Source organism: Priestia sp. P1_B12_1, assembly GCF_056406695.1.
Map to the genome: position 1 here is coordinate 1 of NZ_JBFTZR010000007.1, position 18,604 is coordinate 18,604.

Genomic DNA, 18,604 nt, shown 5'->3' on the forward strand with positions numbered 1-18,604 from the left:
TATGTGTTTTGCAAGTTTTCTACATTCATAATAATGTCCTCCTTTTAACCTGAAGACATTATTAACAAAATCCAAACCTTTTATTCATAAGAATCTTCTCTTATACCGATTCAGAAAAAAGGTTTGGATTTAAAAATAGTTGGGATAAGCCAACTCATGTATCAAAGTCTTTACATTTTGACGTTCAGAGTTACGGGGATTTAACGCAACTTCTTTTGTTAGAGTATAAGAAACTCCCTTTGCGGAACCTAGTTCTTCTTGATAGGAGATCCCCTTAAGTTCTTCTAATTCTTGTTCATACCAAGGTTCTTCTAAATCCACAAAAAGCTTCTGTGTTTTAATATTCATTGGCACCAATATATTCTCTTGATGCACCACATATTGATGGAATTTCTTCGCTTCTTCTGGACTTAAATTCACCTCTACCTCTTTGTCTTGATACTGTACAATGGCATGATCCTCTCCTACAGCTTTAATCGAAGCTAACACTAAATCTTTGTTAAAAAATATATTTCATTCCTCCTCTACATTTTTAAAACTATCTTTATATAAATCGATCATTAAGATGGTTGTTTCCCTTTGGACTCTTCCCAATCAATCCGTTTTTGGCGTTGATTTGCAATACGCTTCTCAACTGCTTCCTTCGCAACCTTCGTACTATCTAACTCTTGTAAACCCGTTGTCATTAATCCATCAAAGCCGTGATGGAAGAAAAGACCGTTCATATATTCAATTAAAATTTGTGAGTTTTTATCGGCACTGTTTGCTCCAAGACGAATCTTCGTTAATTCATCTTTTAAAACCTGATGTAAGTTGTTGCTCACCACTTCTGAAATGTATTTCAATGACCACTCATTACTCTTAGCTTCTTTATGTTCCTTACAAATTTGAGCAATAGCTTTACCCGTAAACCTAATACTATTTTCTTCCATATACGCTTGAATATATCGTTTTGTTTCTTCATTTCTAAATATTGAAGCTCTTTTAATTTCTTTCGCAAGAAAAGAAGGGATAATGCATTTTTTGCTTTTCAAATCTTCTTTTCAAGATATTGTTGTTGCTTTTGTGTCGAAACGGGTAAGTTTAACGAGATAATTTTAAACGGATCTTTATCGCCCTGGTACGTTTTGGCCAGTGTATAAATATTGCATCCTACCTCTTGGTCATGCATAGCATTGATATCAGTACTTTAAGCTGCCAGATCCCAAAAAAGCTTCCCTCATCTTTTAGCTGAAATAGCCCACTATCTGTTTGATCGATGATGGGAATAATATCAGCCACACTTTTCTTTACCTCCGGTAGTTTTTCTTTCTTTTTTTCCTTTTCAGCCTTTGGAGGTTGTAACAGAGAAAAAGGATTCTTTTTCTTTGTTTGAGCAATCCGTTTATCCATTTCCTTTTCATCAAAGAGAAGGGATTTACTTGTCTTTTTTTTCTTTAAAATAGGTTTCTCTTTTTCTAAGATTCTTTCATCAAATAATGCCATCTATCATACCCTCCTTGTAACTTTTAAATAATCTCTACTCAAAATATTAGTACCACTTACAAATAATCAAAAAGAAAGAGCATGTTTCGAAAAATATAAACGAAAACATGCTCTTAATTAAATAAAGTAAGGATTTAAATAAAATATGGATCATTTAAATCATTATTGTTAATCACTACATCTGCGCTTAATTGTGGTTGATGTTCATCTAAATAGATTTTTGACGCTGCATGATACCTTTTAATAAACATTTTCTCGGCTTTTTCATAGCTTCCAAAAGTTTGCTCTTCTCGTTTGGCCCCCCTTTTCCTAGCTAATTCAAAGTCAGTACTAACGAATATTTTAAAATCATATAGGTTGCATAATTGCTTTTTAAATAGAAAAGTTCCATCTGCAATTAAAATCATGTCCTTAGTTGCTAGTTGAATATTGGGTTTAACATATTGATCTGTCGCTAAATCTAAAGAAGCTGCTTGATAATGACCGTTACCCTTAGGTCCTAAAGGAATTAAAAGCTTATGCTTAAATGATTCATAATCATGGGCATCTTGGTAATAGCCAAGAGCTGACTCTTTTCCCTGACGGTAACGAATAGATCTCGAGTTATGAAAATGATCTATACTTGTTCTAATCACATTCTTTCCCCTATTTTGAAGTTCCTCAGTGAGTTCATTAGCAAGTGTTGTCTTTCCTGAGGATGTAATTCCACTAATTCCTACTCGTATGGGGTGTCTTGTCTTTAAGTTCAATACTTCATTAGCTAATTCAGAAATAAGTTTTTTTCTTAACATGTGATCTCCTTTCCAAACACTGATACCTTTATTTTTCTATCTATAATATGAATAACCTCTTATTATTCATCTCGGTCAATAGCACAATATGTGCTCTTTTTCCTTACCAATGTAAGTAACAGTGCCTCATACATTCGTTTTTTAGGGTTCAGTTCAGGAAGAAGGGTTCTCAGTAGGGTGGGTGCCTTTTATCGGATATGCAGCTTTTTATACATCCTTGATTTCTCAACGTTCTTTTCAAATGCATTAGCAAAATATATGAATAAAAAGTACACTTTTTATTCATATACTAAACAGCTTAAATAGTTAATTTTATATTTGGAATAGCTTCTTTTCCCCTGCTAAAATTGAGTACAGTTGCAAGGTCCCAATGAATAAAGTAATTTTCGACTTACATTTAAAGTTACTTATATATAAGGAATTGTTATAATTTCATAGGCAACGAACGCATTGAAGACATAAATTTCTATGATAATCAGTTCGGTTACTTCAAGTCGCTTCGAATAGAAGGCTTACGTTGTCTTCAACAGGAGCATAAGGCTCTGATAATAATAAAGTGGTTACTATATTTTCTTTCTTTCGAACATTTAATGTACAGTAAAAAAACCGCGGATATAATCCACGGATTTTTTTATAGCTCTTTTTCCAAGCAGTTAACTTGATTATGATGCAGCGGCTTAGTGGCATACTGTGTAAAACCAAGGCGCTCCCAAAACAGCTTGGCTCTAGGATTTTGAGACAGGACACCAAGGCGTAGAACAGAAATTCCTTCTTCTTTTAGCTTGTCTTCGAATGCTAGATACGCTTGCGTTCCGAAACTGAAATTGTGATAGGCGCTATGAATAATAAAAGCTCCAATCCACGGATGATCATCGTTAGGATTTTGCTTCATGTAATCAATAACCCCTACGTATGTATCGTCGGCTTTTATAAAATAACTGTCTGTTTTTTCGTTCACGTATTCTTTAAAAAGCTCTTCTTCCCTCCGCTCTTTCTTGCCGTTTTCTAACACGTTATAAGCTTCGTTTGAATTGATAATCTCTGACACAATATACATCGTGTCAGCTGTAACGGGTTCAAATGAAATCATATGTCTTCCCTTCTTTCTCTGTAAAGTAGCTGTATATCGTTGCTTTGTCAATTTTACCATTTTTCATTCGGGGAAAGGACGTTAAAACTCTCCATACGCGCGGGATTTTATAAGAGGATACTCGTTTTGTCAGCGCTTGTCTTACATCAGAAAGAGAAATGTTCTCTAAGACAATTGCTGCACCTACGACTTCTGAACGTTCAGCATCTGCTACGCTAAAAACGGCTGCTTCGCTAACGCCCGGTATTTGTAGTAGCAGCTCTTCAATTTCTTCAGCATATACTAAGCTTCCGCTGCTTTTGATTACATTTTTGTCTCTTCCTACGATGGTAATGTTTCCGTCTGGAAGCTGAACCGCAATATCATGCGATGTAACATATCCGTTAAAAAATGAGCGGTTCGTTTCTTCGCTGTCATTAGCAAACCCTTCAAATGCTTGAGTTGTTTTCACAAACAGTATTCCTTTGTCTCCTTTTTCTACTTCTTTTCCACGTTCGTTCAGGATTAAAACGTCTACACTGTCAACAGGATAGCCTACTGTATGAGGCAGCGTTTCAGCGGTATCTGGTGAAAGTACCGTAACAAATCCCATTTCAGAAGATCCGTAATATTCATAAAGAGAGGAGTTAGGAAACGCTTGTGAAAATTTCTTTCGAACGGAAGGCGATAATTTATTTCCTACTGAAATCACGGTCTGTGGCAAAAGTCGTTTTTCTTTCGGTCTGCTTTTTATGTACCGAAGCAAAGGAGAAATTAACGCGGGTGTAATAGACATACAGCTAGCTTCCTTGTTAAAAACAGCAGAAGGTGTAAACGCTTCTAGCATGATAGCGTGCATGCCGCTGCAAAGCGCATGCAAAACCGGATAAAGCTGCGCGGAATACGAAATATGTAAGGGGATAAGTACTTTTTCATGTTTCTGTAAAGAAAATACGTCCGACCACTCTTGAAATGATGAAGACCAAGAATGATGCGATTTTACAAATCCTTTCGGTCTCCCTGTTGACCCAGAGGTAAATCCAAATAAAAATAGATCGGACAGTGCATTCACTTGCCGTATAGGCAGGATTGGTTTTTCTTTTGTTATGTTAGTTAAAGAAGACGTTTTCCATAGCCAATTCGGGGACTGAATAGAAAAATAGGTATCTACTTCAGCCTCTGTTAGCTCATTATGTAAAAGCATCACAATTCCACCAGCTTTTAAAATCGCTAAAAATGACACAACAGCTTCTGCATTGTTTGGCATGCTTAAAGCAACGAGCTCTCCTTTTTCCATCCCTTTTTCTTTCAGCCGCTTTTCGGCTTTACATACACGATCCCACATTTGACCGTAGCTTAGCTTATTAACAGAATCCGATAGTGCGAGTCTGTCCGGCGTTTGTTGACACTGATTAAAAACTAGTTCTTCAATTCGATTCATTACTCCGTAAGCTCCTTTTTATTTTACTTTTAGTGTACCGTAAATACGGGTTTGAGAAAAGAAAAATGTAAACTTTAATAAAAATTAAGTTGACTAATTTAAGTTTAATAAGATACGATAGTCATGTTTTATCCTACATAGCGGAGGTTTACGATGAAAACAAAAGATATGACGTACGTTGCTTTATTCACAGCTATAATGGGAGCTCTAGGACTCGTCCCTCCTATTTTTTTATCTTTTACACCTGTTCCAATTACTCTTCAGCCTATGGGTGTTATGCTGTCGGGAGGAATTCTTGGCGCTAGATTAGGAGCTTTAAGTCAATTTCTTTTTTTATGTTTGCTAGCAGCTGGCGTTCCTTTACTTGCTGGAGGACGCGGAGGAATTGGGGTATTTTTGAGTCCGAGTGCTGGATATATCATTGGCTATGTGTTTGCCGCTTTCTTTATTGGCTGGACGTTAACAAAGTTAAAAAATGTAACGGTTGCAAAAGTTTTTGCTGTCAATGTGTTATTTGGGATTGTGTTAGTATACGCATGTGGCATTCCTATACAGGCAATGCAGCTTCACATTCCATTTCTAAAATCCCTTCAGCTAAGCTTCGTTTACCTTCCAGGTGACTGTATAAAAGCAGTGGTCGCGGCTTATTTAATTACAAAAGTTCGAAAAGCAGTAGCGGTACCTGGCCGTTCGAACACGGCTTCTATGTAAGGAAGTGATGACTTATCTATCAAGCAGCAATTGTAAAAGCGAAGCGTACGGTCATTGGAAAAGAAAACGGTCTACTGAAAGATTTTCATGTTCAAGAGCTAGCAGCTCCTTTATTAAAACAGCTTAGCGCTGGAATTGAACATGAAATTGATGACGTTATTTTAGGAAATGTTGTAGGTCCAGGAGGAAATGTAGCCAGGTTATCCGCTTTAGAAGCGGACCTCCCTTTTTCTATCCCGGGAATGACCATTGATCGTCAGTGCGGAGCTGGCTTAGAGGCGATTCGAATGGCCAGCTATTTGATAAAAGCAGGTGCAGGAACGTGCTATTTAGCTGGAGGCGTTGAAAGTACAAGTACTGCTCCATTTGAAAAACGAGCACGTTTTTCTCCTGATAAAATTGGTGACCCTGACATGGGAATTGCAGCAGAAAACGTAGCTCAGCGATACAATATATCTAAAGATCAGCAGGACAGATATGCTCTTTTAAGTCATAAAAGAAGCTGGGAGGCTTTTGAAAAAAGATGGTTTGAAGAAGAAACGCTTCCTCTTCCAAACGTGATGCACGATGAAGCATTTATTAAAAAACGAAACCTAACAAAGCTGCTGCAAAAAGCCAGCCCCGTCTTTTTAAAAAATGAAGGCACCGTCACCGCAGCCAACAGCTGTGGAATTAACGACGGAGCCTGCATTGCGCTTGTGATGGAAGAGCAAAAAGCACGCGCTTTAGGCTTTCAGCCCGTTTTGCGTTTTATTGACGCTGATATTTCAGGAGTGTCACCTCTTTACCCTGCTATTGCACCAGTTTCTGCGATTAAAAATATCTTGAAGCGAAATTCTCTTACGGTAGATGATATTGATTTATTTGAAATCAATGAAGCATTTGCTGTTAAAGTTGTCGCTTGCATGCAAGAACTGGGAATATCAGAAGAAAAAGTGAATATTCGCGGAGGAGCATTGACCCTAGGACACCCTTATGGAGCATCAGGAGCTATTTTAGCTACGCGTCTTTTTTATGAGAGCAAGCGCCGTGACGTGCGATATGTCATAGCAGCTTTAGGAAGCGGAGGCGGAATAGGAACAGCGGTATTATTTGAAGTCATCAAATAATACCGCTGTTTTTATGACTTTTTTATTACATTATGTTGCATCAAATATTGCTCAATATCTTTAAATGTCTCAACCGGAACAAATGAAACGTTTTGTTCGCGCAGTAAATCTTGCAAAGAATCTTTCGCAAAGGTAACATCTGCATGTTTTGCGGGATGTGAATCCGGTTCGCTGTCTCCAGCAAAATAAATCGTTTCGTATGCCTCTTTTAGTTCTTGAATAACAACAGATTTATCAATGCCGTAGCGTTCTGAATGCCATCTGTGAGCAAGATCTAGACGCAAGTGAACGTTGTTTTGATGGAAATATCCTTCATTCGAATAAACTTTCACTTTTTCAACACCGTATTTATCTAACAGCGGTTTAATATAGTACGTTGTTCCAGCGCTTAAAATATAAAAATCCCCGCCGTTTTTCTGAACAGCTTTAATAAAAGCGGGCACGTATTTATCAATTGGAATATTCGCTACTTCTTCTAAAATTTTCGGTTCTTCTTGGTGAATGGATTGAAAAACAGTAGATAAAAAATCAATATCTTTCATTTCTCCTGCTTTCCACCGGCGGAAAAGCTCTTCACCTTCTGGAAAATACTTTTCAATCACAATCCAGTAAAAATCTTTTTTTGAAATCGTTCCATCAAAATCTGATACAAACGCCCATTTTTTCATTCCTCACACATCCTTTGCTACATACTAAGCAGTTCTCGGAGCTCTTCTTCTGTCAAACTAGAAAGCATTGTTTCTCCCGGTTGAATAACCTGTTCGATGAGTTCTTTTTTCTTTTGCTGCAAGGCGTAAATTTTTTCTTCGATGGTTCCTTGAGAAATAAGCTTGATGACCTGCACAACATTTTTTTGTCCAATGCGGTGTGCACGGCCTGCCGCTTGTTCTTCAATCGCGGGGTTCCACCATAAGTCGTATAAAATAACCGTATCGGCTCCCGTTAAATTTAAACCCGTGCCTCCGGCTTTTAATGAAATTAAGAAAATGTCTTGTTCTCCATTATTAAACCGATCCGCCATTTCCACTCGTTCTTTTGATGGCGTTTGACCGTCTAAATAAAAGTATGAGAGATTTTCTTTTTGAAGCTCTTCTCGAATAATATGAAGCATGCTTGTAAACTGAGAAAAGATTAACAAGCGTTTTCCGTTGGCAACCGCATTTCTTGTAATCTCAAGCAGCTGCTCTAATTTGCTTGAATACCCTTCGTAATTTTCAACGAATAAAGACGGATGACAGCAAATCTGGCGAAGTCTTGTTAATCCCGCCAAGATCTTCATTCGGTTTTTATTAAAATCTTCACCGGCTAAAGATGATTTTAACTGCTCTAAATAGCCTACATACAACTCTTTTTGTTCTTTAGTTAGCTCAGATAAATGAGTGGTTTCAATTTTATCAGGCAGTTCTTTTAACACATCTTTTTTTACTCGTCGCAGTAAAAATGGTCTTACAATTCGGCTGACCTGCTCCGATGACATGTTTTTAAATTGGCGAAGCCCTGGAAATAAACCCGGAAGAATAGTCTGGAAAATTGACCAAAGCTCGTCAAGTGAGTTTTCAATAGGCGTACCGCTCAGCGCAAAACGTTTTTTAGCTGAAATAGTCCTAACAGCTACTGCTGTCTTTGTTGTATGATTTTTAATACTCTGAGCCTCATCTAGAATTAAAGCATGAAAATGAAGGTGCTGATACAAATCAATATCTTGACGCAGCGTTGGATAAGATGTGATCCATACGTCAGCTGTGCGTTTTAGCTTCTCCTCACGCTCACTCGGCGTTCCTGTAATGGTTTGAACCGTTAAATTCGGTGCAAATCTCTCCAATTCGTTGCGCCAGTTATAAATCAAGGAAGCCGGCACAACAATTAAAAAGGCATTGCTGTCTTCATCAAGCTCTTTTTCAGATAAGATATAGGCAATGCTTTGAAGCGTTTTTCCAAGCCCCATATCATCAGCCAGTACGCCTCCTAAAGAGTAGTGAGACAGAGATTTAAACCACTTAAATCCATTACGCTGATAATCACGCAGGGATGCCTGTAAGGATTCCGGTACTTCCCAATCCATTTCCTCTGGAGATTTGAGCTGTGTAAGTAATGTTTTAAATGCTGAGCCAAACTTAGCCGCTGATTTATCACCTGCACTCATAATTTCTTCCACTTGCATTCCTCTGTATAAAGGTACTTGCAATGAGTTATCCTTTAAATCTTTTTCCGTTACGTTCAGCTCCCGAAACAGATTTTGAATATGTTCAAAGCCCTCATTTTCAAGAGGGATAAACGCACCGTTATCTAGACGATGATAGCTTTTCTTTTCTAAGACAGATTTTAAAACATCTTGAACGGTCTGATGATCAATGTCTCCTAAATCAAAATTAATTTCTAATAGCCCATTGCTATTTTGAATGTCAACCGTTGTTACTGGCGCAGAAAAATCCGTATAAGCATAATCTTTCATCTCATCCGTAATATACACATCCGCTATTTCATCAAGCTTTGGAACAATATGAAACAAAAATTCATATAGAGAGTATTCGTCTTGATTTAAGTACAGCTGGTTTTTATAAATATTTAAAGGAGCCGTTTCAATTAAGTCCATAACGCGGTCTTCTTTTTCTAAATCTCGTATCAAGATTTTATCGTATTTTTCAGACTGGGGTGAAAATGGATTAATCGAAATCTCTCCGTAGTTGTACCGAAGCGTCACAAACAGCTGTTCATCCTCACGGTCAATAAATACTTTTGCTTTTAGTTCAGGTGCAATAATTTGATGGGATACTTCTTTTGCGATATCCACTTTCCCCACTTTTTTCAGTCCCGGAACGACGTGCGATAAAAAATTGCCCATCTGCTCTTCTGCTATAGGTACGACTGGCTTCAAAGGAGCCGTTTTCCGAAGGCCTTCAAGAAGCATACGCTGATCTTGAGATAGCTCATAAAACGTCCCTTTTAAAAATAGCCAACCGTATCGATCAAAAAATGAAGCTTGATGAAGTTCCGTAAAGTCTAGCTCAAAACCAGCTGCCGAGTGCTTATTTATTTGAAATGAAAAAGGAGCTGAACTTTCAGCAAAGATAATATTTTTATATGAATGCCCTTCATGAATAAATGTAAAGTTCCGATCTTTAAGGAGTTGAAATAACTCTTTGGCTACGATAGATGGAATGATTAGTTCTCTGTTATTTGCGGACGAACGATACATAGAATAGGAATTTTTATAAAATGATTCATTCGTCATAATATCCATCAGCAGCTCAATGATTTTCTTATCTTCTTCTATAAAAAAATGTTCTGCAGGATCATATTCGAAGCGCTTGGTAAATTCGTGAGTTTGGAATTCTTTAGCGTCTGTTAAAAATTCTTGAATGTTTTTTACTACATACGTCCGGTCGACGCCTACTTTCATTTCAAGCGCTACGTACATTCCTTCTGAACGTAAAAATTCTTCTGAGTAAGACTTGCAAATAAATTCTACTTTCAACGGATCTTTATCTGCATATTTCTTATGGTCGCTTATGGTTTGCTGATAGCTCGAAAATAAGTCGATAAAATGATTTACATTTTCGTATTCTTTGCTTTGGCGAAAAGGCTTTGTTTTAATTGGCTGCGGCTTTGCGCGCTCATCGCAAATCGTTAATAAAACAGCTACTTCGTGTTTGCATTCTGAAAACTCGTGATAAGCAGGACAATCGCAGAATGAATAAAAAGAATTTCCTTTTTGTTCAACCATTACCGTATACATTTCTGCACCTCGAACGGATGCTGTCCACGTAGTGGTCTGTTCATTGTATTCCAAATCAAGCACACGCCCCTGCTTGTAATACGTGTGTCCTCTATAGTACGTTCTGCTTGAGTACGAATCTTTTAATTGTTCTTTGTTTAATGTTTTATTTATCATCGCTTCACAATCTTCCAATCGCATAACAGTCAATGCTGTTGCTGTTTAATTTCTATTCAGAACAAATAATGTCCAACGTCATAAACGTTGAACATTATTTGTCAATTCTTCTATTATAACATGCAACAGACATTATAAAACACTCTTAAGCAGTGCAGACTGTTTTCGTTGTTTTCTTTTGTAGAGCGTCCAGCCTGCCACAGCGGTTGATAATAAAAGCAGGCTAAGTCCTAAAAAAGCAAGTCCTATACGATCATTAGCCGTAACGTACGTAAAGAAGAAAATCAATAAAATACGAATCCCTAACGTGATAAAGCGAAAACAGCTGTCGACTCTTCCCACGATAATATTCGGTATTTTTTGCATCATAAACGTATTTCGAGCTACTCTTGTACCTGCATTTGCAAAAGCAAGAAGAAACACAATAGAAAAGTAAACGGGCAGAAGCTTCATAAAGAAGATGATCGATATTCCAAGTGCAAAAAGGCTTATATTAAGCATAATGGCTAGCTCAGTGCCTGTTCTTTTCATAATAGATACAATCAATATCCCTGCCGTTAACGCCCCGAAACCATATACAGCACTTTCAATCCCGTATGCTGCTGGACTTGCGTTCAATTCTTGAGTCAGATAAATAGGAAACAAATAGTTCGTCATCATCACAGCAATGAAAGGCATAAAAGAAAGCAGTAAAAAAAGAGATACCGAGCGATTTTCTTTTATGAATGCTAATCCCTCTTTCATCGCAGTGTGTTTTTTATCGCTTCTTTCACTACTTTGTTTATATGGAATACTCAATAGAAAAAGGAATGCAGCTATATACGTAGCTGCATCTACTGTTAAAATCCATTGAAGCGACCACCGGGTAATGACTAGACTCGCTGCAGCCCCTGCAAGCATACTCGATAGCTGGCCTTGTATTTCCATAATACTGTTTAATGATTGAAACACATCTTTTGAAAAAACTTCTTGATTTAACGCAAAAATCGTTGGATAAAAAAACGTGTAGTAAAGGTTTCCGGTTCCGTACAAAATGATGTAGTGAATCGTTGAATAATCTGTAACAAAACCAACGATCACAAATAGCATGACCGTGATAAAACCTATCAATTCTACGGTTAACAACATTTTCTTTCGTGACATTCGATCAATAAGAACACCTATATACGGAGTAGCCACAAAGCTAATCACCGTCATAATCAGCATAATCGTGCCAAATAGTTTATTTCCATCTGGAGATGCAACTAACAGTAAAGGAATGGCAATCATCGTAATACCGGAACCAATAGAGGATAAAACGTTCGCAGCAACTACGGCTTGAAAGCGACGGTCCTTATAAAGCGCCTTCATCAAACATTTTGCTTAGCTTCTAAAATTTGCTTAGACACTTGTGTATACAGAGTCAGCTCATTAACTAATTCATGAATTCCATCAGCGGCGTTTTTTCGTAAAGTTCCTTTTTCCACGATGTCTGCAGGGTCTAATACCAACTGCTTAGATAGAACATTCGCATACAAAGCGCGTGTAACGGTTCTAAGGTTGTTTAAAGCATTGATACCTCCTTTTCCTCCTCCTGATACGGCTACAAGTGCGACGGGCTTATGTGCAAAATACGCACTGTTTAAAAAGTCAAACGCGTTTTTTAATGCTCCGCTCATAGCGCCGTGGTACTCAGGCGTCGCAAGTAAGATACCATCCGCTTTTTCTATTGCTTCAGTTAGCACTTTCACTTCTTCTATTTCATACTGATGAGGTTCACCGGTGAATATAGGAAGTGATAATTGACTTAAATCTAGAAAAGAACTTTGATAGCTTTTGTGAAGTTCTCTCGTTACTTGTGTTGTTCGGCCTGTTTCTCTAGGACTTCCGTTAATAATAAGTATATTCATATTTATCTACCCCTCTGTCGTTTGGTTATATGTATAGTATAGGGATGATTGAACTTTTCTTCGTCATGCTATTGATAGAAAGAAAGCTACCAATATAGACTGAGGTGAACAGAGAAAAACCTACAACTAAAGTCGTAGGTTAGGAAATTCCATGCTGAACAGCATATAGAGCAGCTTGCGTGCGGTCTTGAACCCCAAGCTTCGATAAAATATTAGACACATGTGTTTTTACTGTTTTTTCTGTAATATGTAAGGCAGCACCAATTTCTTTGTTGCTTTTGCCTTTTGCAATTTCTTTTAATACGTCTTTTTCTCGTTTTGTTAAGTGATCAATAAAATTGACTTTCTTTTCGCTGCTTTTGGTTAACCGTGTTAGCAAGTGCGTAGTGACTTTGGGATGAAGCTGATTTTCTCCGTTCATTAGCTTTCGAATAGCCGCTACAAGTTCATCTGGATCGCTTTCTTTTAGCTGATAGCCTGAAGCTCCTGCTTCTAATGCCGGTATCACGTGATCTTGATCTGAAAAGCTTGTTAGAATCATGACTTGTATATGCGGTGCTTGTTTTTTTAGTTCTTTTGTTGCTTCGATTCCATCGAGAACCGGCATCGATAAATCCATTAACACAATATGAGGCTCTAGAGATGTCGCTAACTTTATAGCTTCTTCCCCGTTAGAAGCTTCTCCTACAACTTCTAAATCAGGCTGCGTTTGTAAGAAAAAGACAAGTCCTTTTCGGACAACGTGGTGATCATCTGCAATTAAAATCTTTATTTTCATGTGCGCTCCTTTCCGTTATGAAAGAGGAATAGATACTTCCACAATCGTTCCGTTTCCTATGCTGCTTGTAAGAGATAGTTTTCCATTTAATCTTTTTATTCGCTCGTGCATAGTTTTTAGCCCAAGCGTCGGCAATTCTGCTGAAGGGCTATACATAAACCCATTGCCGCTATCCCGGACTTTCATAATTACTTGGTCTTTGCTTATATTTACGTTTAGATGTACCTCTGCCGTACCCGCATGCTTTCGGCAATTATTAAAAGCTTCTTGTCCGACTCTCCACAGTGTCTCTTCAATCACAGCAGGCAAAACGGACACTCCTTTAATTTGTTCTTTTACGTTAAGCCCTAGCATTTGACCATAGCTTTTTAACGCACTGACAATGCCGTTTTCTAATCCTTGAGGACGAAGCTGCCAAATTAAAGCTTTCATTTCCACTTGAGCATGCTGAGCGGTTTCTTGGATTAAGGAAAAAGTCTCTTTTAACTGCACATCTTTTGCTAAGCTGCTTCCGGCTTTGGCTGTGACATTAATTGAAAACAACAGCTGATTAACAGAATCGTGAAGGTCTTTTGCCAGCCTGTTTCTTTCTTCAATAAGTTTTACTTCCTGCTGAGATTGAGTCAGCTTAATCCGCTTGATAGCCGTGCCAATTTGAAGAGCAACGGATCCTAATAAATCAAGCTCTCGCTGTTCAAAATGAATTTTATGAGGGGCAGCTACATTTAATAATCCAAAGCGTTCATCCCCTGCTTGTAAAGGAACCGTTGCATGATGAGTAATGTCATGTGTATCTCCCCACTCATGAATGACGGAATCTTCAAGTCTCTTACACTCCATAATATTAGACGCTTTTTGAAGCCGGCCATCCATATACCGGTCAACACACCAGCAGCTTCCATTACACATAGGCTGAGCGGTTTTATTTAATAAAGCCGGCGGCAAATGCTGAGCGGCAATCATCTCATGCTTTCCATTTTCATCAATAAAAAAGATCCATCCTGTTTGTAAATCTGTGATTTGCAGCAGTTTTAAAAGCGCATCATGAAGCATGGTATGTAAATTAGTGCCTTCATTTAAAATCTCGGCAATGTCTTTTAAAATCTTCAGCTCTGAAATATGATCTTTTTCCATAGCCTCTCTCCTATATTATATGATGTATTTTCCATTTTTTATTTTATCACAATTAAAGCTGGTTCCGACTCACAGAACGGTATTTTTAAAGCATTTCCGCTTAGATATGTAAGACCTTTTAACATCAATAATAAAATTTTCAAAAAGTATGTCAGGTAGTTTAACAATTAGCTAGAGTCTTTACGTAAAACGAACTATACTACAGATAATTCAAGTAAGAACAGAAAAAATGAAGGGAAATGAGAAGAAAAAAATATTAAAATTAATACATTGAAAACGCTTCCAAATATGAAGGCATAGTGCTATTATATAATTATTAACAGAATAGGGATGTGAGAAAGATGAATAAATTATTTTTAGAAGAGTTACGATACATTATCTTGTGTGAAGTGCCTATGACAAAGTACCGAGTAGAGCAGCTTCAAGACAAATTTGATCAAAGCCCATACTTAATTAATGAACTTTATCAACTCCTATTCGAAAAGCGTCACATTTTAGCTTTTGTTGATGATATTGAATCATCCCTGTATGACTATATTGTGAATAAAGAAATGATGGATGCTAAAACGTATTACGGAGCTATTGCACATGCAGCAAATCTTTTCAGCGAAACGCCTACATATATAAAATGCAAAATAAAAAAATATAGAGAGTCTTCGATTTCAAGTATCAGTGCCTAAAAGTTGCGCACAGCTGATTCAAATAAAAAGCAAAAAAGAAATCCTAGCACAAGGGTTTCTTTTTTGTACCACTAACATATAGGGAGGAAAATAAGATGAAGACATTTTTTATCACGAATCGCTATTCGTTTCTTGAAACGCAAGTAAATGAATACATGCAATCTTTACTGGTGAAAACGCCTGAACAAGTTATTTTATATTTCGAAAGACAAATTCGAAAGTATAAAGTATATTTACAGAAAAAACATCATTATCCAGAGTGTATGGTTCAATCTATCCACCGTTTAATTGAAGAATATTCATTAAGTATCATTAAAGTAAAAAAATATATTAGCTACCAAAACAAGCTGATGAATAAACAGCTATTAGAGCCGCAGTAAAACGAATCATTTTTTATGGTTCGTTTTACTGCGGCTCTGCCGTTTTATTCCTCATATTTTAGCAGTAAATGCAGAACAGCGGGACGATCTTCAAGATTTTTGTATGAGTGTACATGACTTCCTTCAAATTTTATAGAGTCAAATTGTTTTAGTTCGTATAGCTCTTCTTCTATTTTCATTTCAATTCTGCCTTCCATTACCGTTGCTACTTCAATTAATCCTTTATGATGAGGTTCAGGACAGTATGTAGCAAGAGGTGAAAGAAATGCTCGGTACATTTCAATCGTCGAATCCATTTGATTTTGAAACATAAACTCAATTTTCCAAGCTTCATCTGGTCCTTTGAGAGAAAACCCCTCTCCGCACTTAGATAGAGATACTGAGGGTTCTACTGACACTAATTTGGTTAAAGGAATATTTAAACCTGTGGTTATTTTCCACATCACCCCTAAAGTAGGATTGGTCTCTCCTCTTTCAATTTTTCCTAATGTGAGTTTGCTGACTCCTGTCTTGTCAGCAAGTTCATCCAGCGTCAAATGATTTTGCACCCTGATTTTTCGTAATTCACTGCCTACTTTTTTAATCATCTCTTCTGTATGCATTTCTTCCTTCCTTTCTTATGTATATTATGATAAACTTTTTTAGGTAATTAACATATTATAATATATTTAATAAGGAGGGTAAACAATGAAAGCAATAATATGGGGACTATTATCTTCTATGTTCTTTTCCGCTACGTTTATTGTCAACCGAGCAATGAATGTATCTGGAACGAGTTGGGCATGGACTGCATCCCTCCGCTTTTTATTCGCTATTCCTATTTTACTCATTTTAGTGCTGATGCAAAAGAAATTTACGCCTCTGTGGAAGGAAATGAAAAAACATCCGTGGGCTTGGCTTGGCTGGGGTACACTTGCAGGAGTAGGCTTTTATTCTCTCTTAAGTTTTTCCTCACTTTTCGGACCATCATGGCTAGTGGCGGGAACGTGGCAAGTGACCATTCTAGCAGGAGCTCTTCTTTCTCCGTTGTTTTTTATAAAAGTTCAAACTGCAGAAGGATATAAAAAAGTAAGAGGGAAAATTCCGCTAAAAACGCTTAGTGTTTCAGCGTTTATTTTAGTAGGCGTGATTCTTATGCAGGTAAAAGAAGCAGAAAATATTACGGCTATGCAGTTTATTCTAGGGTTTCTACCTGTTGTTGTCGCTGCATTTTTATATCCGCTTGGAAACCGAAAAATGATGGAAATATGCAGCGGAAAGCTCGATACGTTCCAACGTGTATTGGGAATGGCATTAGGAAGCATTCCGCTAAGCATTATTTATGCAATATACGGCTTCTTTGCTACAGGTATTCCGAGTGCTCCTCAATTTTCTCAAGCCTTCATCTTGGCAATGAGTTCAGGTGTAATTGCTACGATGACGTTCTTTTACGCAACAGACTTGGCAAAAGAAAATTTAGGTTTGCTTGGAGCGGTCGAAGCAACTCAATCGGGCAGCATGATTTTTACCGTTCTTGGCGAAGTGTTTTTATTAAATGGCCGTATGCCAACAGGGATCGCGTTAGCTGGTATGACGATAATTGTAATGGGAATGATCATAAATAGTATGTTAAACAAAAAAACAAAACTATCTCAGACCGCGTCGTCACCCACTCTATCAAAATAAGAAAAGAAGAGATGAAAGTCTGTAAACAGATTTTCATCTCTTTTTTTAGTATTCGAGGTGATTGTTCCAATAGCGACTCCAAAGCATAGGGAATCGCATCTGTAAACCGTCCTCATCATCTTCATCCCAATCAAGATCCAAATCTTGCTCATCGTACCACATTGGGTCAAACTGGTCATATTTATCATAATAATAGTCGTTATCTAAACCTGTCTTTTCTTCGTAAGCTTCGCACGCTACAGCAAGTAATTCTTCTAATTGAGGAGCATAGCCTTCTGCTTCTAGTGGTTGAAGAACAGAAATCATGGTCTCAGGAGATTCAATTGCTTTATAATATATGTCTTTTCCTTGATATAAAAGCCAGGCTCTAAAATAATCAAAACAATCATCTGAACAACCGCCCATTACAATATAAGCTGCTGCCCACAAGGAAGAATTAAAGGATTGATCAAAATGCTGATTTAATAGCTGATCAAAGCGGAAAATGTCTTTTTCAGAACGCTTTGCTAGCGTTGAGCGGAGCCATTCCATTTGCTCGTCGACATCTAATTTTGTCTTCGCCTTTTTTATCAGTTCCCAAAAGAGAGCCTCTGACATCGTACTGTTTTTCATTACTTGCATTGAACAAGTTAAAGGCTTATATCCTTTCTTCAATTTTGCACGAATCAGCTTTTCAGCTTCCGCTTCACAAGCTTCTGCGGAAGCAAACTCTTTCACTTGCATGCGACCGGCTGTATCAACTTTTCCAAAGTGAATGATTAACTTGCTGTCTCTTCTTTCAACTTTCCAAAATTTATTCGATTGCTCATCTTTATACACTAAGGTTATTTGCATGATACATTCCCCTTTTTCATCCTACTACTATTGTGAATATTTCTCTTTTTACAAGTTATGTAGAGCCATGGCGCTTCATAATCCCTTTTCTTTGCTTTTTTAACATGTTTCAGTTGATTTTACTATTGCTGAGGTTGTTTAAACAGTGAGCAATGACTACAAATTTGTGTAATATGTTCATTAGTTGTTTTTTTGTTGCATTTACAACATTTTGTTTTTCCTTTATACTCTTTTATATCAGATATCTTTATTATACAAAAAAGAATCATAAATTCGCAGCAAAGGAAGGATTTTCGATGAAAATTAAGCAAGTTACAACAAAAGAGCAGCTTGAAGAAGTATTTCATATACGTAAAACAGTCTTTGTTGAAGAACAAGGCGTGCCATTAAAAGATGAATTTGATGAACATGAGCAAACGGCAAAACATATGTTGATTTACTATAACAATGAACCGGCAGCTTCTGGTAGATTCCGCATAGTAGACGATTACGCCAAAATAGAGCGGATATGCGTATTAAAGGAATTTAGAAAATACGGGCTCGGAAAAGAAGTGGTGGCCAGCTTAGAAGAAGCAGCGAAAAAAGAAGGATTAACTCAAGCTAAGCTTCACGGTCAAGTTCAGGCTGAACCTTTTTACCATAAATTAGGCTATAAGACTGTTTCAGATGTCTTTATGGAAGACGGTATCCCACACGTTATCATGAAAAAAGAATTTTCGTGTTAAAAATGCTTCTTTGCACAGTTA

21 protein-coding genes are annotated in these 18,604 nt (G+C 37.3%); 6 read left to right on the forward strand and 15 right to left on the reverse strand.

Annotation, left to right across the window (positions count from 1 at the left end; translation table 11 throughout):
* Positions 1 to 129: 129 nt before the first annotated feature.
* The 7 genes from AC1D0Y_RS21015 to AC1D0Y_RS21045 all read right to left on the reverse strand — a co-directional run bounded on the left by AC1D0Y_RS21015 (position 130) and on the right by AC1D0Y_RS21045 (position 4,786).
* The gene (locus tag AC1D0Y_RS21015; protein ID WP_477707925.1) at positions 130 to 420 is read right to left on the reverse strand and encodes a hypothetical protein; all 291 of its coding nucleotides are present in this window, start codon (positions 418 to 420) and stop codon (positions 130 to 132) included.
* A 140-nt stretch (positions 421 to 560) separates the two neighbouring features.
* Positions 561 to 932: a hypothetical protein gene (locus AC1D0Y_RS21020; RefSeq protein ID WP_235593576.1), complete on the reverse strand. Its 372-nt coding sequence runs from the start codon at positions 930 to 932 to the stop codon at positions 561 to 563.
* 220 nt (positions 933 to 1,152) lie between these two features.
* On the reverse strand, positions 1,153 to 1,485 hold the full coding sequence (locus AC1D0Y_RS21025) for a hypothetical protein (protein ID WP_060745546.1): 333 nt from the start codon (positions 1,483 to 1,485) through the stop codon (positions 1,153 to 1,155).
* A gap of 134 nt (positions 1,486 to 1,619) precedes the next feature.
* On the reverse strand, positions 1,620 to 2,276 hold the full coding sequence (locus AC1D0Y_RS21030) for a hypothetical protein (RefSeq protein ID WP_477707885.1): 657 nt from the start codon (positions 2,274 to 2,276) through the stop codon (positions 1,620 to 1,622).
* Positions 2,277 to 2,338: 62 nt separating this feature from the next.
* On the reverse strand, positions 2,339 to 2,449 hold the full coding sequence (locus tag AC1D0Y_RS21035; RefSeq protein ID WP_224980586.1) for a DUF5592 family protein: 111 nt from the start codon (positions 2,447 to 2,449) through the stop codon (positions 2,339 to 2,341).
* Between the two features lie 458 nt (positions 2,450 to 2,907).
* Entirely contained in the window at positions 2,908 to 3,366 is a 459-nt protein-coding gene (locus AC1D0Y_RS21040; RefSeq protein ID WP_033579085.1) for a GNAT family N-acetyltransferase, read from the reverse strand.
* A complete protein-coding gene (locus AC1D0Y_RS21045; RefSeq protein WP_060745544.1) occupies positions 3,353 to 4,786 on the reverse strand; it encodes a class I adenylate-forming enzyme family protein in 1,434 nt (477 codons plus the stop codon). The genes AC1D0Y_RS21040 and AC1D0Y_RS21045 overlap by 14 nt, the downstream gene beginning before the upstream one ends.
* A gap of 153 nt (positions 4,787 to 4,939) precedes the next feature.
* Here AC1D0Y_RS21045 and AC1D0Y_RS21050 point away from each other — a divergent pair, with 153 nt between their 5' ends.
* Positions 4,940 to 5,497: a biotin transporter BioY gene (locus AC1D0Y_RS21050; protein ID WP_060745543.1), complete on the forward strand. Its 558-nt coding sequence runs from the start codon at positions 4,940 to 4,942 to the stop codon at positions 5,495 to 5,497.
* Positions 5,498 to 5,511: 14 nt separating this feature from the next.
* Complete coding sequence (locus AC1D0Y_RS21055; RefSeq protein WP_477707923.1) at positions 5,512 to 6,606, forward strand: acetyl-CoA C-acyltransferase; 1,095 nt, start codon at positions 5,512 to 5,514, stop codon at positions 6,604 to 6,606.
* A gap of 11 nt (positions 6,607 to 6,617) precedes the next feature.
* Here the strand turns inward: AC1D0Y_RS21055 and AC1D0Y_RS21060 are convergent, their stop codons facing one another.
* From AC1D0Y_RS21060 to AC1D0Y_RS21085, 6 genes are all read right to left on the reverse strand, one after another.
* Positions 6,618 to 7,274, reverse strand: coding sequence for an MtnX-like HAD-IB family phosphatase (locus tag AC1D0Y_RS21060; RefSeq protein WP_477707886.1), 657 nt, complete (start codon positions 7,272 to 7,274; stop codon positions 6,618 to 6,620).
* Positions 7,275 to 7,291: 17 nt separating this feature from the next.
* A complete protein-coding gene (locus AC1D0Y_RS21065; RefSeq protein WP_060745540.1) occupies positions 7,292 to 10,498 on the reverse strand; it encodes a DEAD/DEAH box helicase in 3,207 nt (1,068 codons plus the stop codon).
* Positions 10,499 to 10,630: 132 nt separating this feature from the next.
* Positions 10,631 to 11,848: an MFS transporter gene (locus tag AC1D0Y_RS21070; RefSeq protein WP_060745539.1), complete on the reverse strand. Its 1,218-nt coding sequence runs from the start codon at positions 11,846 to 11,848 to the stop codon at positions 10,631 to 10,633.
* Complete coding sequence (locus AC1D0Y_RS21075; RefSeq protein WP_048019267.1) at positions 11,848 to 12,387, reverse strand: NADPH-dependent FMN reductase; 540 nt, start codon at positions 12,385 to 12,387, stop codon at positions 11,848 to 11,850. Before AC1D0Y_RS21075 ends, AC1D0Y_RS21070 begins: the two co-directional genes overlap by 1 nt.
* A gap of 139 nt (positions 12,388 to 12,526) precedes the next feature.
* Positions 12,527 to 13,165, reverse strand: a complete 639-nt coding sequence (locus tag AC1D0Y_RS21080; protein ID WP_033579092.1) for a response regulator — start codon at positions 13,163 to 13,165, stop codon at positions 12,527 to 12,529.
* Positions 13,166 to 13,180: 15 nt separating this feature from the next.
* Positions 13,181 to 14,299 carry a GAF domain-containing sensor histidine kinase gene (locus AC1D0Y_RS21085; RefSeq protein WP_060745538.1) on the reverse strand — a complete coding sequence of 373 codons (1,119 nt, stop codon included), beginning with the start codon at positions 14,297 to 14,299 and terminating at the stop codon, positions 13,181 to 13,183.
* Between the two features lie 341 nt (positions 14,300 to 14,640).
* Here AC1D0Y_RS21085 and AC1D0Y_RS21090 point away from each other — a divergent pair, with 341 nt between their 5' ends.
* Complete coding sequence (locus AC1D0Y_RS21090; RefSeq protein WP_060745537.1) at positions 14,641 to 14,979, forward strand: hypothetical protein; 339 nt, start codon at positions 14,641 to 14,643, stop codon at positions 14,977 to 14,979.
* A gap of 95 nt (positions 14,980 to 15,074) precedes the next feature.
* Positions 15,075 to 15,359 (forward strand): hypothetical protein, encoded by a 285-nt coding sequence (locus AC1D0Y_RS21095; RefSeq protein WP_028408390.1) that lies wholly within the window; start codon positions 15,075 to 15,077, stop codon positions 15,357 to 15,359.
* Positions 15,360 to 15,403: 44 nt separating this feature from the next.
* On the opposite strand, the gene AC1D0Y_RS21100 is transcribed toward AC1D0Y_RS21095, so the two are convergent.
* On the reverse strand, positions 15,404 to 15,961 hold the full coding sequence (locus AC1D0Y_RS21100) for a helix-turn-helix domain-containing protein (RefSeq protein WP_060745536.1): 558 nt from the start codon (positions 15,959 to 15,961) through the stop codon (positions 15,404 to 15,406).
* 85 nt (positions 15,962 to 16,046) lie between these two features.
* Here AC1D0Y_RS21100 and AC1D0Y_RS21105 point away from each other — a divergent pair, with 85 nt between their 5' ends.
* Entirely contained in the window at positions 16,047 to 17,024 is a 978-nt protein-coding gene (locus AC1D0Y_RS21105; protein ID WP_060745535.1) for a DMT family transporter, read from the forward strand.
* Positions 17,025 to 17,069: 45 nt separating this feature from the next.
* Here the strand turns inward: AC1D0Y_RS21105 and AC1D0Y_RS21110 are convergent, their stop codons facing one another.
* On the reverse strand, positions 17,070 to 17,858 hold the full coding sequence (locus tag AC1D0Y_RS21110; RefSeq protein ID WP_060745534.1) for a DUF4240 domain-containing protein: 789 nt from the start codon (positions 17,856 to 17,858) through the stop codon (positions 17,070 to 17,072).
* Positions 17,859 to 18,154: 296 nt separating this feature from the next.
* On the opposite strand from AC1D0Y_RS21110, the gene AC1D0Y_RS21115 reads away from it, so the two are divergent.
* Positions 18,155 to 18,583, forward strand: a complete 429-nt coding sequence (locus AC1D0Y_RS21115) for a GNAT family N-acetyltransferase (RefSeq protein WP_028408386.1) — start codon at positions 18,155 to 18,157, stop codon at positions 18,581 to 18,583.
* Positions 18,584 to 18,604: the final 21 nt, after the last annotated feature.